The 18,179-nt window shown below is 68.6% G+C and carries 15 protein-coding genes and 1 tRNA gene; 8 read left to right on the forward strand and 8 right to left on the reverse strand.

The window, feature by feature from the left end:
• Positions 1 to 14: 14 nt before the first annotated feature.
• Complete coding sequence (locus tag ACFXKA_RS32025) at positions 15 to 851, reverse strand: SDR family NAD(P)-dependent oxidoreductase (RefSeq protein ID WP_379430156.1); 837 nt, start codon at positions 849 to 851, stop codon at positions 15 to 17.
• Between the two features lie 134 nt (positions 852 to 985).
• Between ACFXKA_RS32025 and ACFXKA_RS32030 the strand changes: the two genes are divergently transcribed.
• Positions 986 to 1,633, forward strand: coding sequence for a TetR/AcrR family transcriptional regulator (locus ACFXKA_RS32030; protein WP_379430188.1), 648 nt, complete (start codon positions 986 to 988; stop codon positions 1,631 to 1,633).
• Between the two features lie 3 nt (positions 1,634 to 1,636).
• On the opposite strand, the gene ACFXKA_RS32035 is transcribed toward ACFXKA_RS32030, so the two are convergent.
• From ACFXKA_RS32035 to icmF, 3 genes are all read right to left on the reverse strand, one after another.
• Complete coding sequence (locus ACFXKA_RS32035; RefSeq protein ID WP_379430157.1) at positions 1,637 to 2,623, reverse strand: methyltransferase; 987 nt, start codon at positions 2,621 to 2,623, stop codon at positions 1,637 to 1,639.
• 70 nt (positions 2,624 to 2,693) lie between these two features.
• Complete coding sequence (locus ACFXKA_RS32040; protein WP_379430158.1) at positions 2,694 to 3,755, reverse strand: amidohydrolase family protein; 1,062 nt, start codon at positions 3,753 to 3,755, stop codon at positions 2,694 to 2,696.
• Positions 3,756 to 3,985: 230 nt separating this feature from the next.
• A complete protein-coding gene (gene icmF / locus ACFXKA_RS32045) occupies positions 3,986 to 7,258 on the reverse strand; it encodes a fused isobutyryl-CoA mutase/GTPase IcmF (RefSeq protein ID WP_379430159.1) in 3,273 nt (1,090 codons plus the stop codon).
• A gap of 127 nt (positions 7,259 to 7,385) precedes the next feature.
• Here icmF and ACFXKA_RS32050 point away from each other — a divergent pair, with 127 nt between their 5' ends.
• The 5 genes from ACFXKA_RS32050 to ACFXKA_RS32070 all read left to right on the forward strand — a co-directional run bounded on the left by ACFXKA_RS32050 (position 7,386) and on the right by ACFXKA_RS32070 (position 12,910).
• Positions 7,386 to 8,885 carry a CoA-acylating methylmalonate-semialdehyde dehydrogenase gene (locus ACFXKA_RS32050; RefSeq protein WP_379430160.1) on the forward strand — a complete coding sequence of 500 codons (1,500 nt, stop codon included), beginning with the start codon at positions 7,386 to 7,388 and terminating at the stop codon, positions 8,883 to 8,885.
• A 4-nt stretch (positions 8,886 to 8,889) separates the two neighbouring features.
• The gene (locus ACFXKA_RS32055) at positions 8,890 to 10,029 is read left to right on the forward strand and encodes an acyl-CoA dehydrogenase family protein (RefSeq protein ID WP_379430161.1); all 1,140 of its coding nucleotides are present in this window, start codon (positions 8,890 to 8,892) and stop codon (positions 10,027 to 10,029) included.
• A gap of 71 nt (positions 10,030 to 10,100) precedes the next feature.
• Positions 10,101 to 11,216 carry an enoyl-CoA hydratase/isomerase family protein gene (locus ACFXKA_RS32060; protein ID WP_379430162.1) on the forward strand — a complete coding sequence of 372 codons (1,116 nt, stop codon included), beginning with the start codon at positions 10,101 to 10,103 and terminating at the stop codon, positions 11,214 to 11,216.
• A gap of 18 nt (positions 11,217 to 11,234) precedes the next feature.
• A complete protein-coding gene (gene mmsB, locus ACFXKA_RS32065) occupies positions 11,235 to 12,137 on the forward strand; it encodes a 3-hydroxyisobutyrate dehydrogenase (protein WP_379430163.1) in 903 nt (300 codons plus the stop codon).
• On the forward strand, positions 12,134 to 12,910 hold the full coding sequence (locus ACFXKA_RS32070; RefSeq protein WP_379430164.1) for an enoyl-CoA hydratase: 777 nt from the start codon (positions 12,134 to 12,136) through the stop codon (positions 12,908 to 12,910). Before mmsB ends, ACFXKA_RS32070 begins: the two co-directional genes overlap by 4 nt.
• A gap of 231 nt (positions 12,911 to 13,141) precedes the next feature.
• Here ACFXKA_RS32070 and ACFXKA_RS32075 read toward each other — a convergent pair whose 3' ends face one another.
• Both ACFXKA_RS32075 and ACFXKA_RS32080 read right to left on the reverse strand, forming a co-directional pair.
• Complete coding sequence (locus ACFXKA_RS32075; RefSeq protein ID WP_354849476.1) at positions 13,142 to 14,197, reverse strand: hypothetical protein; 1,056 nt, start codon at positions 14,195 to 14,197, stop codon at positions 13,142 to 13,144.
• Positions 14,198 to 14,273: 76 nt separating this feature from the next.
• The gene (locus tag ACFXKA_RS32080) at positions 14,274 to 14,816 is read right to left on the reverse strand and encodes a MarR family transcriptional regulator (protein ID WP_354849479.1); all 543 of its coding nucleotides are present in this window, start codon (positions 14,814 to 14,816) and stop codon (positions 14,274 to 14,276) included.
• Between the two features lie 128 nt (positions 14,817 to 14,944).
• Between ACFXKA_RS32080 and ACFXKA_RS32085 the strand changes: the two genes are divergently transcribed.
• A tRNA-Cys gene (locus ACFXKA_RS32085) sits at positions 14,945 to 15,019 on the forward strand.
• Positions 15,020 to 15,060: 41 nt separating this feature from the next.
• Here the strand turns inward: ACFXKA_RS32085 and ACFXKA_RS32090 are convergent.
• Together ACFXKA_RS32090 and ACFXKA_RS32095 are read right to left on the reverse strand one after the other, a co-directional pair.
• The gene (locus ACFXKA_RS32090; RefSeq protein ID WP_379430165.1) at positions 15,061 to 16,464 is read right to left on the reverse strand and encodes a metallophosphoesterase; all 1,404 of its coding nucleotides are present in this window, start codon (positions 16,462 to 16,464) and stop codon (positions 15,061 to 15,063) included.
• A 7-nt stretch (positions 16,465 to 16,471) separates the two neighbouring features.
• Complete coding sequence (locus ACFXKA_RS32095) at positions 16,472 to 16,915, reverse strand: hypothetical protein (RefSeq protein WP_379430166.1); 444 nt, start codon at positions 16,913 to 16,915, stop codon at positions 16,472 to 16,474.
• Between the two features lie 179 nt (positions 16,916 to 17,094).
• On the opposite strand from ACFXKA_RS32095, the gene ACFXKA_RS32100 reads away from it, so the two are divergent.
• Positions 17,095 to 18,117 carry an iron ABC transporter substrate-binding protein gene (locus ACFXKA_RS32100; RefSeq protein WP_379430167.1) on the forward strand — a complete coding sequence of 341 codons (1,023 nt, stop codon included), beginning with the start codon at positions 17,095 to 17,097 and terminating at the stop codon, positions 18,115 to 18,117.
• Positions 18,118 to 18,179 lie beyond the last annotated feature (62 nt).

The following is an 18,179-nucleotide window of genomic DNA, read 5'->3' on the forward strand; positions in this document are numbered from 1 at the left end:
CCTTGCCGCTGTGGCTACCGCACCAGCCGCTCCAGCAATCCGGCGGCGCGGGTGTAGGTCTCGGGCAGCAGTCGCTTGGACTGCCAGATCGCCTTGGCCTCGAGCTGCGGGACCACGTACAGCTGACCGTGATCCACCGCGTCGAGGGTGGCGCGGGCGATGGACGCGGGCGGGCGGCCGGTCCAGCGGATGAGGCGGTCGCCCCAGAGCTGGATGGTCTCGTCGCCGATCTCCACGCCTTCCAGAATGTTGGTCCGCACCCCGGTGGGACACAGCACGGTGACGGTGACGCCGGTGCCGGACAGTTCCGCGGCCAGCGTTTCCGACAGCGCCAGCACCCCGGCCTTGCTCACGTTGTAGGCGCCCATGCGCGGCGCGGACCCGAAGGCGGCCGCGGAGGCCACGTTCACGATCGAGCCGTGTCCGCTCGCGCGCAGCCGGGGCGCGAAGACGTGGCAGCCGTGGATGACGCCCCACAGATTGACGTCGAGCACCTGATGCCATTCCGCGGGCGGGGTGTCGCCGATGAGTGTGCCGCCGCGCCCGATGCCGGCATTGTTGACCACCAGATCCGGGCTCTTGCCGAACCATTCCTCGGCGGTGTTCGCCAGCACGGTCACCTGGTCCAGGCTGCGCACGTCGCAGACGGTGTCGAAGGCCTTTCCCCCGGTGTCGCCGATCATTTCGGCGGTGTCGCGGGCGCGCCCGGCGTCGATGTCGGAGCAGACCACCCGCCCGCCGCGCTTGCCGATCTCGATCGCGAAGGCGCGGCCGATGCCGCTGCCCGCACCGGTCACCACCGCGTCCGCCTGCTGAGTGCGGCGGGGTCCGCCGAAGGGGTTGAGTCGCATGGGAACTCCCGGGGCCGTGCCGTCCGGGCAGTCAAGTGGTGGCGTGTGCCACCACTGGCCGCACCTGCCACCAATTAGGCTCCCGGTGCGCTATTTTGTCAACTATGGACGTGCCCGCACCGGCAGCCGCCGACATGTCCCCGGGGCCCGCGCCGACCCGGCGCGGCGGCACCTGGGGCGGCCGCACCCAGGAGGAACGCCGCGCCGAGCGCCGCGATCGGCTGATCGCGGCGGCGCTGGACATCTGGCTCGAAAACGGCTGGGCCGCAGTGACAATGCGCGGCGTGTGCACCCGCGCGGGCCTCAATGACCGCTACTTCTACGAGCACTTCGCCGATCGCGACCAACTGCTGGGCGCGGTCTGGGACGAGGTCGGATTCCAGGTGCTGGCGGAACTCTCGGCCGTCGTCGCCGAGAACCTCGAGCATCCGGCGCTGGGCATTCTGCGCGTGGCCATCGCTCGCGCGGTCGCCCTGCAGTCGGAGGGCCCGGCGCGCATCCTCTTCGGCGACCATGCCGGCAGCCGCATCCTCGAGGAGCGCCGCACCGCCATGCTCACCGAGGCCACCGACCTGCTGATCGCCACCGCCCGCCCCTACCTGCGGCCCGGCGTCGACGAATCCGACCTGCGCATGGGCGTTCTCATGGGCATCGGCGGCTTCATCGAACTCCTGACCGCTTGGCGCACGGGCGCCATCGACGCCGACGCCACCCGCATCGTCGACCACGTCAGCCGCACCGCCGATCTGCTCGGCGCGCCGTACCTCTCTTTGCCCGGTTAGCGGCTACTTCACCGCCCAGACCATGGACTCCGGCCCGGCGAGGTGCTCGGTCAGGGGGTCGCGGAAACCGGTGTCGGCCAGCCAGGTTCGCAGGTCCGCGGCGGTGTAGTCGAAGCCGCCGGGGGTCTCGATGAGCATGTTGAGGCTCATCAGCAGACCGGAGAGATTGGTGCGGCGGTCGTCGTCGATGAGCGACTCGTAGACGAGGATGGCGCCGCCGTCGGGGAGGGCGCGGTGGGCCTTCTCCAGCAGCATGAGCTTGGTGGGCAGGTCCCAGTTGTGCAGGATGTGGCCGAAGACCAGGACATCGGCCTCGGGCAGCTCATCGGTGAAGAAGTCGCCGGCCTGGAAGATGGCCCGATCCGCCACCGGCGCACTGTATTCGGTGAAGATCGGCTCGACTGCCGGCAGGTCGTAGCCGATGCCGTGCAGGTGCGGATTGGTCTCCAGGACGGTGCGCAGCAGCGCGCCCTGGGCGGTGCCGATATCGGCCATCGACTTCCAGCGATGCCACGGGAACACCTCGGCGAGGGCGTGCGCGCTGGGCAGCGACAGCCCGGTCATGGCGCGCTGAAAGTCATAGAGCCGCTGTGGATCCCGGTAGAGCGTGGTGAAGAAGTCGCCGCCGTCGCGGGCCTCGTTCTGCGGCTGCCCGGTGCGCAGGCCCTCGGTGAGCCGGCCCCAGAACGGGTAGAGCCGGGCCGCGGCCATCTCCAGGAAGCCGCCGATGTACTCGCTGCCGGTGCTGTCCAGGTAGGTGGCGGTGTCGGCGGTATTGGCGTACCGATTGTCGGTGCGCCGCAGCATCTCCATGGCCACCAGCGCGTCGAAGAAGTCGCGGCCGGCCCGCGGATGCAGGCCCAGTTCGCGCTGTAACTGTTCCGCGGTCAGTTGCCGATGCCCGAGCACCGTGAACACGCCGAGTTCGACTGCGCTGAGCAAGGTCCGGGACTCCCAGAAACCCATTCCGATCCGCAGGATCCGTTCCATGGCGCATCACGATAGCCACAGCGACCCTGCGGCAAAGGCGGACGCGGCAAATCCGTCCCGGGGAGTGGGCTCAGAGCACGTCGATCCCGTACACCCGTTCGGCATTGCGGCGGAAGATCTGCTCGATGGCCTTGTCGTCGGCCCCGTGCCCGGCCAGCGCGGTGGCCACCGCCTCCGCGGCATTCGGGATGCTCGTAATCGGCTTGTCCACCGGGAAGTTCGAGCCCCAGATGAGCCGATCGGCACCGAACGCGTCGAGCGCGTGCTCCAGCATCGGCGAAATCCGTTCCAGCAGCACCGGAACCGGGGTCGGCTGACCCCGCCGCGGCACCGGATGCCCGAGGATCGGCATCATCAGGCCGCTCACCTTGGCCACCACATTGGCGTGCTGGGCGAGAGCGGTGAGGTCGTCGCGCCAGCGCACGAACAACTCGCGCCGCTGCCCGGGATTGCGCCCGGTGTTCCGCCCGACCGGCCCGAAAATACCTGCGGGCGTGGCGAGATGGTTGAGCACGATGGTAGTGCCGGGATAGCGCTCGGCCAGCGCGGCCACCTCGGGCAGCTGTCCCGAGTACACCCACGCCTCGAACGAGAGCTCGCGGTCGGCGAGCGCGCCGAAGCCGTCCAGGAAGGCAGGAGAAGTGAGCAGGCCCGGGGTCTTGCAGGTCGCGCGCACGTCCGGGTCCGGGTGGTATTCGACGCGGGCGCGAATGCCCCGGAACAGCGGCGAGGCGGCCCGGTGCGCGTCGAGCAGTTCGGCGAACTCGGCGGCGGTGGGGTCGCCCGCGCCCATGATCGCCCCGAGCGCGGGGGTGTCCACGCCGAAGGGCAGGCTGCTCACCCACCGGGTTTCGTCGGCGGGCCCGAGCGGGCCCTTGCCGACCCACTCCACCTCGATGTGCACGATGGCCTCGACCGGAACGTCCCCGGCGTCTTCCTGATAGTCACGCGGCAGGTACGGATGGATGACAGGTGTTGGATCCCCGACGAATTCGCGGTCGCGCCGCGGCGCCAGCCGTTTCGCCAGATCGATCGGTACCGGCACATAGCGGAACAGCTTCGCCAGCCCGCTGAACTCACGTGGCGTGGTGAGCGGATCCCACTGGTGAATGTGGGCGTCCACGACAGTCATTCCCGCGAGGTCCATGAGGTCCCTTCCGCCTGGGTCGGCCTGCCCCGGATTGTTCCACGCCGACGCGTCCGCGCTCCGGAAATCAGACCCGGAAATCAGACACTGAAACCACCTGCCGCGTTCCGGTCCGCTGTCGTCCCCCGGTCATGTGGTCGGAACGATGGTGCGCGCGCCGGGGGCCGCCGCGGCCTTCGCCAGGCGGAGGTCGAGTGTCACCAGCGGGACGGTGCTCAGACATTGCGCCGATACTGACCGCCCACTGTGAAGAAGGTGTCCGTGACCTGCTGGAGTGTGCACACCCGCGCGGCCTCCATCAGCACCTCGAAAACGTTCTCGTCGCTCGCCGCGGCGGCCGCGAGCCGGGCCAGCGCCGCGGGCGCCGCATCCCGGTGCCGATCGGTGAATTCGCGGACTCGTTGCAGCTGAGATTGCTTTTCGGCCTCGGTGCCACGGGCCAGTTCCAGCACCCGAGGCGCTTCCTCGTGCCCATTGCGGAAGGTGTTGACCCCGATGATGGGCAGGCTGCCGTCGTGCTTGCGCCGCTCGTAGAGCATGGACTCGTCCTGGATCCGCCCGCGCTGATAGCCGGTCTCCATGGCCCCGAGCACCCCGCCGCGCTCGCTGATCCGCTCGAACTCGCGCAGCACCGCCTCCTCCACCAGATCGGTCAGCTCGTCGATGATGAAGCTGCCCTGCAGCGGGTTCTCGTTCATCGCGAGCCCCCACTCCCGGTTGATGATGAGCTGGATGGCCAGCGCCCGGCGCACCGATTCCTCGGTCGGCGTGGTGACCGCCTCGTCGTAGGCATTGGTGTGCAGGCTGTTGCAGTTGTCGTACACCGCGATGAGCGCCTGCAGTGTGGTGCGGATGTCGTTGAAGCTCATCTCCTGTGCGTGCAGTGACCGCCCGGAGGTCTGCACGTGGTACTTCAGCTTCTGCGACCGCTCGTTGGCCCCGTACCGGTCGCGCATGGCGATGGCCCAGATGCGCCGTGCCACCCGGCCGATCACCGAGTACTCGGCGTCCATGCCATTGGAGAAGAAGAACGACAGGTTGGGCGCGAAGTCGTCGATGTCCATGCCCCGCGCGAGATACGCCTCCACATAGGTGAAGCCGTTGGCCAGCGTGAAGGCCAGCTGGCTGATCGGGTTCGCCCCGGCCTCGGCGATGTGATAGCCGGAGATGGACACCGAGTAGAAGTTGCGAACGCCGTTGCGCACGAACCACTCCTGGATGTCGGCCATCATGCGCAGGCTGAACTCGGTGGAGAAGATGCAGGTGTTCTGACCCTGGTCCTCCTTGAGGATGTCGGCCTGCACGGTGCCGCGCACCGTGGCCAGGGTGCGGGCGCGCAGGCCGGCCGCCTCGTCGGGGGTGGGCTCGCGGCCCTGCTCGGCCGCGAACTCCGCCACCGCCTGATCGATGGCGGCATTGAGGAAGTAGGCCAGAATCGTCGGCGCGGGACCGTTGATGGTCATGGACACCGAGGTCGTAGGCGCGTCGAGGTCGAAGCCGTCGTAGAGCGCCTTCATATCGTCGAGGGTGGCGATGGACACCCCGGAGGTGCCGACCTTGCCGTAGATGTCCGGCCGCTCGGCCGGGTCGTGCCCGTACAGCGTGACCGAGTCGAAGGCGGTCGAAAGCCGTTTGGCCTCGGCGTGTTCGGAGAGCACCTTGAACCGGCGGTTGGTGCGGAAGGCATCGCCCTCGCCCGCGAACATGCGCGCCGGATCCTCGTTGTCGCGCTTGAACGGGAACACCCCGGCGGTGAACGGGAAGCGCCCCGGCAGGTTCTCCGAGCGCAGGAATCGCAGCAGCTCACCGTGATCGGTGAAGCGGGGGAGCGCCACCCGGGGAATCGAGCTGCCGGACAACGTCTCCCGGCGCAGCGCTGTCCGCAGCTCCCGATCGCGGACCCGCACCACCTGTTCGTCGCCCCGGTACGATTCCGCGACCGCTGGCCATTCCGCCAGCAGCGCAGCGGTTTCCGGCGTCCGGCCGGCGCGAGCCTGCGCGAGCAGCCCGCGCAGCACCTCTCCGGCGGCATCGGACGCGACGGCATCGCTGGTGGCCGCGGTCGCCGGGGCCGGGACTGCGCCGTCGCCCGGCAGCTCGGCGAGTACCTGCTCCAGGCGCTGGACACGCCGCGCGGCTTCCATCTCGCGCGCGGTGCCGGCATGGTAATCCCGTACGGCTTCCGCGATTTCGGCCAGATAGCGCACGCGGGCGGGCGGAATGATCTGGGCGAAGCGGGTGGAGGTGCGGGTGGCCACCCGCGGCAGCACGCCTTCCTGCAGAGGCAGCCCCTGCTCGGCGAGCAATCCGCTCAGGTGCTGGTAGAGCGCCGTCACTCCGTCATCGTTGAAGGTCGCCGCGCTGGTGCCGAAGACCGGCATGTCCTCGGGCGTGGCGTGGAACTCCTCCCGATTCCGCACCAGCTGCCGCGACACATCGCGCAGCGCGTCCTCGGCCCCGCGCCGCTCGAACTTGTTGATGGCCACCACATCCGCGTAATCGAGCATGTCGATCTTCTCGAGCTGGGAGGCCGCGCCGAACTCCGGCGTCATCACGTACAGCGACACGTCCACGTGCTCGGCGATGGCGGCGTCACCCTGGCCGATGCCGGGCGTCTCCAGGATCACCAGATCGAATCCCGCTGCCTTGCAGGCGATCACCATGGTGTCGATATCGTGCGGCAGTTCCCGCTCACCCCGGGTGGCCAGCGACCGGAAGTAGACCCGTTCGCCGTCGAGGGCGTTCATCCGGATCCGGTCGCCCAGCAGCGCGCCCCCGCCGCGCCGCCGGGTCGGGTCCACCGCCAGCACCGCGACCCGCAGCTTGTCCTGCTGATCGGTGCGCAGCCGCCGCACGAGTTCGTCTGTGAGAGAGGACTTTCCGGATCCGCCGGTGCCGGTGATGCCCAGCACGGGCACGTGCCGCACGGCCGCCGCGGCCGTCAGCGCCGCTCGGTCCGCCTCCGGCAGCGTCCCCTGCTGCAGGCAGGTGATGGTCCGCGCCAGCGCCGCCCGATCCCCGCTCAGCACCGCCTCCACCGACGCGGGCGTGTGTGAAAGATCCACGTCGCAGGCCGAAATCAGGTGATTGATCATCCCCGGCAGCCCGAGCCGCTGCCCGTCCTCCGGTGAGAAGATCGTCACCCCCGAGTCGGCCAGCCGCGCGATCTCCTCGGGAATGATCACCCCGCCGCCCCCGCCGAAGATCTTCACGTGCTCGGCCCCGGCCTCTTTCAAGGCCTGCGCCAGGTACTCGAAGTACTCGATGTGCCCGCCCTGATACGAGCTGACCGCGACGCCCTGCACGTCCTCGGTGACGGCCGCGTCCACGACGTCGCGTACGGCCCGGTTGTGCCCCAGATGAATCACCTCGGCTCCCTGGGCCTGCAGGATTCTTCGCATGATGTTGATGGCCGCGTCATGGCCGTCGAACAGCGCCGCTGCGGTCACGAACCGCACTGGATGAACCGGGACATGCAGATCGGGCATGCGGTTGCTCCAACTCTCGGAGGCTCTCTGGGTGCTGTGAATTATCCCACAGCCAATACTTGGATGTCCAACTATAGGATCGCCACAGACCGCGCAATCGGCGCGCAAGCATCGAGACAGGACTGGCATGGTTCGCGAACTGACTCACTTCATCGGCGGAAAGCACGTCCCGGGAACTTCGGGCAACTTCGGCGATGTGTTCAACCCCAGCACCGGCCAGGTTCAGGCACGGGTGCCGCTGGCGAGCAAGAGTGAGGTCGAGGCGGTCATCGCGAATGCCGCCGCCGCACAGCCGGCCTGGGCCGCCATGAACCCGCAGAAGCGCGCCCGGATCCTGATGAAGTTCCTGACCCTGGTGCAGGACGAGATGGATTCGCTGGCCGCACTGCTCTCCAGCGAGCACGGCAAGACCATCGCCGACGCCAAGGGCGACATCCAGCGTGGCCTCGAGGTCATCGAATTCGCCGTCGGCATCCCGCACCTGCTCAAGGGCGAGTACACCGAGAGCGCCGGCACCGGCATCGACGTGTACTCCATGCGGCAGCCGCTGGGCGTGGTCGCGGGCATCACCCCGTTCAACTTCCCGGCCATGATCCCGCTGTGGAAGGCCGGACCGGCGCTGGCCTGCGGTAATGCCTTCGTGCTCAAGCCCTCCGAGCGCGACCCCTCGGTGCCGCTGCGCCTGGCCGAGCTGTTCCTCGAGGCCGGACTGCCCGCGGGCATCTTCAATGTGGTCAACGGCGACAAGGAAGCCGTCGACACGCTGCTGCACGACGAGCGCATCAAGGCCGTCGGCTTCGTCGGCTCCACCCCGATCGCGCAGTACATCTACGAGACCGCCTCCGCCAACGGCAAGCGCGCCCAGTGCTTCGGCGGCGCCAAGAACCACGCCATCGTGATGCCGGACGCCGACCTCGACGATGTGGCCGACCAGCTCATCGGCGCGGGCTACGGCTCCGCGGGTGAGCGCTGCATGGCCATCTCGGTCGCCGTGCCGGTGGGCGAGGAGACCGCGGATCGCCTGCGCGCCAAGCTCATCGAGCGCATCGACAAACTCAATGTCGGCGTCTCCGACGACCCGGGCGCGGACTTCGGCCCGCTGGTCGGCCGCGACGGCGTGGACCGGGTGAACAACTACGTCCAGATCGGCGTCGACGAGGGCGCGGAACTGGTGATCGACGGACGCGGCCTGGTCGTCGAGGGCGGCGAGGACGGATTCTTCGCGGGCGCTTCGCTGTTCGACCGCGTCACCCCGGAGATGCGGATCTACAAGGAGGAGATCTTCGGGCCGGTGCTGACCATCGTTCGCGCCAAGGACTACGAAGAGGCGCTGCGCCTGCCCAATGAGCACGAATACGGCAATGGCGTCGCCATTTTCACCCGCGACGGCGACACCGCGCGCGATTTCGCCGCCCGCGTCCAGGTCGGCATGGTCGGCATCAATGTCCCGATCCCGGTGCCGATCGCGTACCACACCTTCGGCGGCTGGAAGCGCTCCGGCTTCGGCGACCTCAACCAGCACGGCCCGGACTCGATCCGCTTCTACACCAAGACCAAGACGGTGACGCAGCGCTGGCCCGCGGGACTCAAGGAGTCCAACGCCTTCGTCATCCCGACCATGGACTGACCTGATGTTCGTACTTGACGAGGACGAGAAGGCGATCGTCGAGACCGCCCGCTCCTTCGCCGACGAGCTGCTCGCGCCCAATGCCCTGGAATGGGATGAGCGCAAGCACTTCCCGGTGGACGTGCTGCGCAAGGCGGGCTCGCTCGGCCTGGGCGGCATCTACGTGCGCGAGGACGTGGGCGGCTCGGAGCTGCGGCGGCTGGACGCCGTGCGCATCTTCGAGCAGCTGGCCACCGGCTGCCCGGCCGTGGCCGCCTACATCTCCATCCACAATATGGCCACGTGGATGATCGACACCTACGGCGATGCGGCGCAACGCAATCGGTGGCTGCCGGGGCTGAGCTCCATGGACCTGCTGGCCTCCTACGCGCTGACCGAGCCGGGCGTCGGCTCCGACGCGGCGGCGCTGAGCACCAAGGCCGTCCGTGACGGCGACGACTACCTGCTCACCGGCGTCAAGCAGTTCATCTCCGGCGCGGGCAGCACCGACGTGTACGTCATCATGGCGCGCACCGGAAGCGAAGGGGCGCGCGGGATCTCGGCCTTCATCGTCCCGGCCGATACGCCCGGGCTGTCCTTCGGGGCCAACGAGAAGAAGATGGGCTGGAACGCGCAGCCCACCCGGCAGGTGATTCTCGACAATGCCCGGATCCCGGCGGCCAACCTGCTGGGCGAGGAGGGCAACGGCTTCCGCATCGCCATGAACGGGCTCAATGGCGGACGGTTGAACATCGCCGCCTGCTCGATGGGCGGGGCGCAGGCCGCGTTCGATCGGACCGTCGCCTATCTGGCCCAGCGCAAGGCGTTCGGCTCGCGACTGCTGGACAACACCGCCCTGCAGTTCGAGCTGGCCGACATGCGCACCTCGCTGGAGGCCGCCCGCACCCTGCTGTGGCGGGCTGCGGCCGCGCTGGACGCCGACGCCCCCGACAAGGTGGAGCTGTGCGCCATGGCCAAGCGGTTCGCCACCGACGCCGGGTTCGAGGTGGCCAACAAGGCCCTGCAACTCCACGGTGGCTACGGTTACCTGGCCGAATACGGCATCGAGAAGATCGTCCGCGACCTGCGGGTGCATCAGATTCTCGAGGGCACGAACGAAATCATGCGGGTGGTCGTCGCCCGCTCGGTGGTAGGGGCGGCGTGAACGGTCAGGGTCCGGAGGCGGCAGCCTGCGTAACCACGGAGGACCCCCGTTCGCGCCAGAAAGGAAACAGCATGAGCGCTGAGGCATCGAAGAGCACGGTGCGTGAACCCGAGGTGTTGATCGAGCAGCGCGACGGCCTCGGCCTGATCACGCTCAACCGGCCCCGCGCCATCAATGCGCTCAATCACCCGATGGCGCTGACCATCCTGGACGCGCTGCGGTCCTGGACGGACGACGACGAGGTGCGCGCGGTGGTGCTCACCGGCGCGGGCGAGCGCGGGCTGTGCGCGGGCGGCGACATCGTCGCCATCCACAACGACGCCGAGCACGCTGTGGCCCAGGGTGATTCGCCCGCGGTGGCCGCGGATTCCCCGAGCGGTACGTTCTGGCGCGACGAGTACATCCTCAACGCCCTCATCGGCCGCTACCCGAAGCCGTATGTCGCGGTCATGGACGGCATCGTCATGGGCGGCGGCGTCGGCCTGTCCGGGCACGCCTCGCACCGCATCGTGACCGAGCGGTCCATGGTCGGCATGCCCGAGACCGGCATCGGCTTCATCCCGGACGTCGGCGGCACCTACCTGCTGGCGCACGCGCCCGGCGAGATCGGCACCCATGTCGCGCTCACCACCGCGCGCATGTCCGCCGGCGACGCCATCGCGGCCGGGTTCGCCGACTATTTCGTTCCGTCGGAACACATTCCGGCGCTGCTGGAGGCGCTGACCAACGCCGAGGTCGACGTGGCCATCGCCAAGTTCGCGCAGCCCGCACCGGTCTCGGAGTTCGTGGCACAGCAGGAGTGGATCGACTCCTGCTACAGCGCGGACACCGTCGAGGAGATCGTGCACCGGCTGCAGCTCGACGGCCGGGCCGAGGCCGCCAAGGCCGCCGCCGACGTGCTGTCGAAATCGCCGGTGGCGTTGAAGGTCACGCTGCGCTCGCTGCGCGATGCGCGCCGGGCCGCCGACCTCGAGACGGCGCTGAACCAGGAGTACCGGGTCTCCGTCGCCGCCCTGAACACCCACGACCTGGTGGAGGGCATCCGCGCCCAGGTCATCGACAAGGACCGCAACCCGCAGTGGTCGCCCGCCACCCTGGCGGACGTCACCGACGCCGACGTCGACGCCTACTTCGGCGCGCTCGGCGATCGCGAATTGGGTTTGGCCGCACCCGTTTCAGGCGAATAGAGCATTGAAGGACGAGTAATGAGCAACAACACCAAGGTCGGGTTCCTCGGTCTCGGGCACATGGGCGGACCGATGGCCGCCAACCTGGTCGAGGCCGGATACGACGTCCTCGCCTTCGACCCGGTGCCCGCCGCGCAGGATCAGGCGCGTCAGGACGGGGCGACCGTGGTCGCCACTGCCGCGGAAGCGGTTTCGGCCTCCGACATCGTGATCACCATGCTGCCCAACGGCCGCATCGTGCTCGACCTCTACGGCGAGATCCTCCCGGCCGCCAAGCCGGGCACCCTGTTCGTCGACTGCTCCACCATCGACGTCGCCGATGCCAAGCAAGCCGCGGAACTCGCTGCGGCAGCAGGACATCGGGCCCTGGACGCCCCGGTCTCCGGCGGCGTGGCGGGCGCGGCGGCGGGCACCCTCACCTTCATGGTGGGCGGCGCGGACGCCGACTTCGCCGACGCGCTGCCGCTGCTGGAGGTGATGGGCGGCAAGGTCGTGCACTGCGGCGGCGCGGGCGTGGGTCAGGCCGCCAAGATCTGCAACAACATGCTGCTGGGCATCTCCATGATCGGCCTCTCGGAAGCCATTGTGCTGGGCGAGAAGCTGGGGCTCACCCACGACAAGTTCTTCGATGTGGTGTCCACCGCCTCGGGGCAGTCGTGGGCGCTGACCTCCTACTGCCCGGTGCCAGGACCGGTTCCGGCCAGCCCGGCCAACAATGACTACCAGCCCGGCTTCGCGACCGCGCTCATGTCCAAGGACCTGGGTCTCGCGGCGAACGCGCTGCGGGCCAATGGGGTCGACGGGCAGATCGGGCAGCTGGCGGCGGAGATCTACAGCCGCTTCAACCAGGAGGAAGCGGGCAAGGACTTCTCGGCTATCGTCACCGATATCCGCAAGCGATCGGGAGAGGAACCGGCGTGACAGACTTCGAGACCATTCTGCTGGAGCGCAAGGGGCGTGTCGCCCTCATCACGCTGAACCGGCCGAAGGCCCTCAACGCGCTGAACTCGCAGGTCCTGGCCGACATTTCGGCGGCGCTGGACGAGCTGGAGAACGACAACGAGGTCGGCGCGGTCGTGCTGACCGGGTCCGACCGGGCCTTCGCGGCCGGCGCGGACATCAAGGAGATGCAGTCCAAGTCCTATATGGACATGTTCCTGACCGACCACTTCGCCGGTTGGGACCGACTGGTCGCGTTCCGTAAGCCCATCATCGCCGCGGTCGCCGGCTACGCCCTCGGCGGCGGCTGCGAACTCGCCATGATGTGCGACATCCTGCTCGCCGCCGACACCGCCAAGTTCGGGCAGCCCGAGATCAAGCTCGGCGTCATCCCCGGCATGGGCGGCTCCCAGCGCCTCACCCGCGCCGTCGGCAAGGCCAAGGCCATGGACCTCGTCCTCACCGGCCGCAATATGGACGCCGAGGAAGCCGAACGCGCGGGCCTGGTCTCGCGCATCGTGCCCGCCGCCGACCTGGTCGCCACCGCCATGGAGGTCGCCGAGACCATCGCGTCCATGTCGCTGCCGTCGGTCATGATCGCCAAGGAAGCGGTCGACCGCGCCTTCGAAACCACCCTCACCGAGGGCCTGCGCTTCGAGCGCCGCGTCTTCCACTCGCTCTTCGCGACCGAGGACCAGAAGGAAGGCATGACCGCCTTCGTCGAGAAGCGCCCGGCGAACTTCACCAACAAGTAAGCGCCGCAACCACTCTCGGAGCTCTCGTGCCCCGCTGCCTGAGGCAGCGGGGCACGGTGACGAGAGGGGGCGGGTACTGCTCGGCGGACCTCGTGCTCGAGGTCATCGCGGCGGGGGGTCGGCGTCAGGCGTGTTCGGCGGGCCTCCTGCTCGAGGTCATCGCGGCAGGCGTCGGCGTCAGGCGTGTTCGGGTGGGCCTCGTGCTCGAGGTCATCGGTGCGGGCGCTGGTGTCAGCCGTGTTTGGGTGGGCCGACCACTTCGACGGTCGGGGGCTTGCCGTCGGGGTGTTCGGCGCCGTCGCGGTTCATGGCCAGCGCGCCGACGATGGTGCCGCCCAGGGTGGCGGTGACCGCCACTGCCGCAACGAGTTTGCGGCGGGAGACCGGGGAGGTGGCGGGGGCCTCGTGGGAGGTGGCGGCCTGGGCCAGGCGAACGCTGCGGATGCTGCGGGCCGATGGCCGTTCGGCGGCCAGCAGGACCGCGCCGCGGGTGGAGACGAATTCGGGTTCGGGATCGTAGATGAGCGGATAGCCCAGCTGCTGTTTCAGCTCGTCCCGGATGCTCTTGTTGCGGGTGCAGCCGCCCAGCAGCGCCATTCCGGTTGGCTGGATACCGGTCTCGTCGATCATGTGGCGGACGAAGGACGCCGAGTGATGAATGCCCGCTTCGACCAGTTCGGCGAAATCACTGCGGGTGACCACGGTACGCTGCCCGGTGATCGGGTCGCAGACGGCCAGGACGCGCTCGGAGGCCAGCGCCTCCTTCTGACGGCGGGTGGTGGCCAGATCCACGGTGACCCCGGCGCGGGTGAGCAGCCAGCGCAGCAGGGCGTCGTGGCCGTCACCGCCCAGGACCGTGCTGCGCTTGGTGGCGAGGACGGCATCGTTGCGGCAGTCGATCTGGGTGAGGGTCAGTCCCGACGCGCCCAGGTCGTAGAGCAGAACCGAACCCTCGCTCGGTAGCTTCCGGGTGAATCGGAGATATCGGAGCTGGGCCACCGGCTCATCGATGACCGTGAGGCGGTTGCGGCCCGCGGCGGTGCGAATGGCCTCGGCGTGGGTGGCCGAGCGGCAGGTCACGGCGATGCCGGTAATGAATTCGTCGCGCTCGGCGGCCGACTTGCGCATCTGCTGGATGGCCTCGAAGACGGGGTCCTCCATGCCGCGATCACCGGTCCGGCGCAGGACCTTGCAGCGGTCGATGGGAGGCAGGTGAGGCTGGTCGGAATGGGTGAGCATGGCACGTGCGCCAGCAGCGCCCGCCGACACCCCGAGGACCAGCACCATGCGCTCAATGGTGAACCTTTTGCGAGCCGAATCCAAGACTATGACGCGCGAAATTGGCTGCCGGGTCGCTGACCGGTTACTGACCGGCCCATCGTGTCGGCGAGCTACCCGGATCGAAGTCGCCTGCGCTCTGCCGGAACTCCGACAGCAATTGCAGCAGCAATTGCAATCGTTCCGGCGGCAGTCCGGCCTCGGCGAAAACTCGCCGGTTCAGCTCGGTGGTGGCCCTGGCCACCAATTCTCTTCCGGCATCAGTGATTTCGATGAGCGTCGCCCGCCGGTCACTGGGATGTGGCACACGCTTCACCAAGTGCGCCGCCTCCAGCCGGTCCACCGTGTTGGTGACGGAGGTGGGGTGCACCTGCAGGCGGGCGCTGGCCACCGCCATCGGCAGCGCGCCGGTTTTGCTGAAACTCAGCAGCATCAATAACTCGTACCGGGAAAAGGTCAAACCGGACGGCCGCAGGGCTTCGTCCACCCGCGCCATCACGATCTGCTGCGCCCGCACCAGCGACGTCACCGCCGCCATTCCGTCGGCCACGTCCCCCCAGCCGTGCTCGGTCCACTGACGGTGCGCCTCCTCGATCGGGTCGAGTGGCAGTGGACGTGGTCGAGACATGACCCGATCATCGCACGTCGCGAACCGGTAGGTCGCAGCGCCGAGCCGATCCGCGGGGCGCATACGAATCACGGTGATTCAAAACCTCGGCCGCAGGCCCGATTCGCCGCACTATTGGGGTACATCCTGCGGCTGTGTCCGAGTTGGTTAGGAGCAGGCCTGCAAAGCCTGTCACACGGGTTCGAGTCCCGTCGGTCGCTCCATCGGAGAACGCCTCCCGTACACCCGGGAGGCGTTCTCGCATTCAGCTCGCGATCACGCCGGAGAGATCGCGCGACACCACGAAATTGCGGTCGGCGGTCGTGCCCAGCGTGTATTCGGGCAGCAGACCGAAGTATTCGCCCCGCGACCGCGCGCTCCAGCGCCGCGCGGCCTTGGTGCGGGTCTTGTGGAAATTCAGCATGTAGCCGCCCTCGTAGAGGCGCAGCAGCGTGTAGCCGCCCGGATATTCCTTGGCCGCCGCCACTTCCAGGAATTCCACCGGGATGGGCAGATCGGGCCGGGTCCGGCGGTTGCGATGGGTGTGCCCCGCGTGGTGCAGGAAGACACCGGGCGCGGAGCGGTAGATCGATTGCAGCTCGGCGGCATTCGCGGCATCGAGAATGAAGCTCGGTCCGGCCAGATTGGACCAGCCGGACTCGGTGGTGACCGGGTGATGACCGAAAACGAGTGTGGGACGGTCCGGGTCGCCGGTGAGCCGGTCCCGTAGCTCGTCGAGCTGGGACCGGTCCACAGTGCCGCCCGGGGCGTCGAGCTGGGTGGTGTCCAGGGCGATCAGGCGCAGCTCGCCGACCTCGTAGGCCGCCAATTGCTGTCGGGCGGTGAAGGAATCACCCCAGCAGTCGTAGTGGTCGAGGTACGGGCTGCAGTCCGCGTAGTCCGAGCCCAGGTGCGGGCGGTCGTGATTGCCGCGGGCGGCGAACCAGTCCCGGCCCGGCGCACCCCAGTTCGCGAGGTGGGTGTGGACGCCGCGCACCTGGTCCGGGGTGGCCTCGGCGGTGAGGTCGCCGGCGAGCAGCAGATGGTCGACAGCACGGTCGGGCCGGTGCATATCGTCGAGCAGCGCGGTCAGCATGACCTCGGGATACGGTGCGAGACCGGGCTCCTGGCGCACGCCGGGCGGCAGGCCCGCGGTGATGAGCCCGCTGACCTCCTCGCCGAAGTGAATGTCATTGGACAGGGCGAGGGTTCGCAGCAGCCGGCCCGGCGGCGGCACCAATGTGGTGAAGACCCCCTGCGTCTCCGGCGTATTCGGCAGGCGGGTGGCGACATTCAGCGCGGGCGCGGCCGCGATGCCCTGCGAACGCGCCTCGAACCGATAGGCGCGACCGGGCTCGAGCCCGGTGACCTCGGCGTAGTGATAGGCGGTCGGCTGCGGGTCGCCGAAGACCTGCCGCAGCCCGGTCCCGTCCGCGGGACCGAGCCAGACCTCGCTGCCGGTCTCCACCGGAACAGGGTTGCCGGCCGCGTCCGGGCCCAGCGTCGTCCAGGTGAAGACGGCCGACTGCTCGGTGATGGTGACGACCTCGAGATCGGTCGCCACCAGCGAACCCGCCTGTGCCCGAGCCGGACTCGGCGCCGCCAGCGGCAGGGCCGCGGCGGCCAGCAGGCCCAGTAGCTGCCGCCGGTTCGGGCCGCAGCAGCTCATGACCGCCCTACTTCGCGTCGGTGGAACAGACCTTCCATACGCCGTCTTCCTTGCGCAGGTGTTCATTGGTGGAACGCTTGCTCTCGGCGGTGCCGGGCAGGGTGAGCGTGCCCAGGGTGACGGCCGTGGCGCGGTCGCCGGTGATGGTGATGCCCTGCACCGAATCGACCTTCATGGAGATCTTGCCCTGATCCATGGCTTTCCGCTGGGCCTCGGGCAGCGCGTCGTACTGGGCGCGGTCGCCGGCGCAGGTCTTACCGACGGCCTGCGACGCGCCGCCGGCGGAGAGCGCGTCGTAGAAATCGCGCACCGCGGTCTCGACGCGCTTGTCGTCGCTCGGTCCGGAGTCCTTGCCGTTCAACGTCACCGCGGTGGCGATGCCACCTCCCACGAGCACCACGGCGGCCACGCCGAGTCCGATGGTCAAGGAGGTACGCCGCTGCAAGCTCATCGAGATCCTTCGACTCCGGCCGATCTTCGGTTGCTGTCCGTCCGGGGCCGTCCCCGGAACGCACGCAGACTACAGCGATTCCGTGTCGATTGGTGGGGTGGCATTTGAACTCGTGACATGGGACGGTACGTTGGTTAGGCAAACCTCATAGACGAGGCTGGGCAAGCGAAAGGACGGTCATGACGGCGGCTCGATGGAAACTGGTGTCCGGTGCACTGGCGGCGATCGCGGTGCTCGGCGCGACCACTGCCTGCTCCAGCTCGTCGAAGAACGACAACGAGATCCTGGTCTACAACGCGCAGCACGAATCCCTCACCAAGGAGTGGGTGGACGCGTTCACCAAGGACACCGGCATCAAGGTGACCCTCCGCAACGGTGGTGACACCGACCTCGGCAACCAGATCGTGGCCGAGGGCAAGAACTCGCCCGCCGACGTCTTCCTCACCGAGAACTCCCCGGCCATGGCGCTGGTCGAGAACGCCGGCCTGTTCTCCGACGTCGACAAGGACACCCTGGCCCAGGTGCCGGACCAGTTCCGCCCCTCCACCGGCAAGTGGACCGGAATCGCCGCGCGCTCCACCGTTTTCGTCTACAACACCGCCAAGCTCCCGGCCGACCAGCTGCCCAAGTCGCTGCTGGATCTGCAGCAGCCGCAGTGGAAGGGCCGCTGGAGCGGCGCCGCCTCCGGCGCGGACTTCCAGGCGATCGTGGCCGCCCTGCTCGCCCAGAAGGGTGAGGACGCCACCAAGGCGTGGCTGAAGGGCATGAAGGACAACGCGGTCATCTCGCAGAACAACACCACCGTCATGAAGGGCGCCAACTCCGGCCAGTTCGAGGGCGGCGTGATCTACCACTACTACTGGTACCGCGACCAGGCCAAGACCAAGGAGAACAGCGGCAACACCCAGCTGTTCTACTTCAAGAACCAGGACCCGGGCGCCTTCGTCTCCATTTCCGGTGGCGGCGTGCTGAAGTCGAGCAAGAAGCAGGCCAACGCCCAGAAGTTCCTGGCCTTCATCACCTCCAAGCAGGGCCAGGAGGTGCTGCGCGACGGCGACTCCATGGAGTACCCGGTGGCCGCCGAGGTCGCGGCCAACCCGGCGCTGCCGCCGCTGGCCTCGCTCGGCGCGCCCAAGATCGACCCGAGCAAGCTGGACGCCAAGAAGGTCACGCAGCTCATGACCGAGGCGGGTCTGCTCTAACCGTGGCTGTTCGGACCGCTGCACCCACCCGGGCGGCGAAGGACCTGCCCAGCAGGGGCCGG

The organism is Nocardia sp. NPDC059228, assembly GCF_042754245.1.
Lineage (GTDB): Bacteria > Actinomycetota > Actinomycetes > Mycobacteriales > Mycobacteriaceae > Nocardia.

What these genes read in the sequence shown, in the direction of transcription:
- ACFXKA_RS32025 (WP_379430156.1), bottom strand. Translation starts at nt 851, where the DNA reads ATGCGACTCAACCCCTTCGGCGGACCCCGCCGCACTCAGCAGGCGGAC.
- ACFXKA_RS32030 (WP_379430188.1), top strand. Translation starts at nt 986, where the DNA reads ATGTCCCCGGGGCCCGCGCCGACCCGGCGCGGCGGCACCTGGGGCGGC.
- ACFXKA_RS32035 (WP_379430157.1), bottom strand. Translation starts at nt 2,623, where the DNA reads ATGGAACGGATCCTGCGGATCGGAATGGGTTTCTGGGAGTCCCGGACC.
- ACFXKA_RS32040 (WP_379430158.1), bottom strand. Translation starts at nt 3,755, where the DNA reads ATGACTGTCGTGGACGCCCACATTCACCAGTGGGATCCGCTCACCACG.
- icmF (WP_379430159.1), bottom strand. Translation starts at nt 7,258, where the DNA reads ATGCCCGATCTGCATGTCCCGGTTCATCCAGTGCGGTTCGTGACCGCA.
- ACFXKA_RS32050 (WP_379430160.1), top strand. Translation starts at nt 7,386, where the DNA reads ATGGTTCGCGAACTGACTCACTTCATCGGCGGAAAGCACGTCCCGGGA.
- ACFXKA_RS32055 (WP_379430161.1), top strand. Translation starts at nt 8,890, where the DNA reads ATGTTCGTACTTGACGAGGACGAGAAGGCGATCGTCGAGACCGCCCGC.
- ACFXKA_RS32060 (WP_379430162.1), top strand. Translation starts at nt 10,101, where the DNA reads ATGAGCGCTGAGGCATCGAAGAGCACGGTGCGTGAACCCGAGGTGTTG.
- mmsB (WP_379430163.1), top strand. Translation starts at nt 11,235, where the DNA reads ATGAGCAACAACACCAAGGTCGGGTTCCTCGGTCTCGGGCACATGGGC.
- ACFXKA_RS32075 (WP_354849476.1), bottom strand. Translation starts at nt 14,197, where the DNA reads ATGGTGCTGGTCCTCGGGGTGTCGGCGGGCGCTGCTGGCGCACGTGCC.
- ACFXKA_RS32080 (WP_354849479.1), bottom strand. Translation starts at nt 14,816, where the DNA reads ATGTCTCGACCACGTCCACTGCCACTCGACCCGATCGAGGAGGCGCAC.
- ACFXKA_RS32090 (WP_379430165.1), bottom strand. Translation starts at nt 16,464, where the DNA reads ATGAGCTGCTGCGGCCCGAACCGGCGGCAGCTACTGGGCCTGCTGGCC.
- ACFXKA_RS32095 (WP_379430166.1), bottom strand. Translation starts at nt 16,915, where the DNA reads ATGAGCTTGCAGCGGCGTACCTCCTTGACCATCGGACTCGGCGTGGCC.
- ACFXKA_RS32100 (WP_379430167.1), top strand. Translation starts at nt 17,095, where the DNA reads ATGACGGCGGCTCGATGGAAACTGGTGTCCGGTGCACTGGCGGCGATC.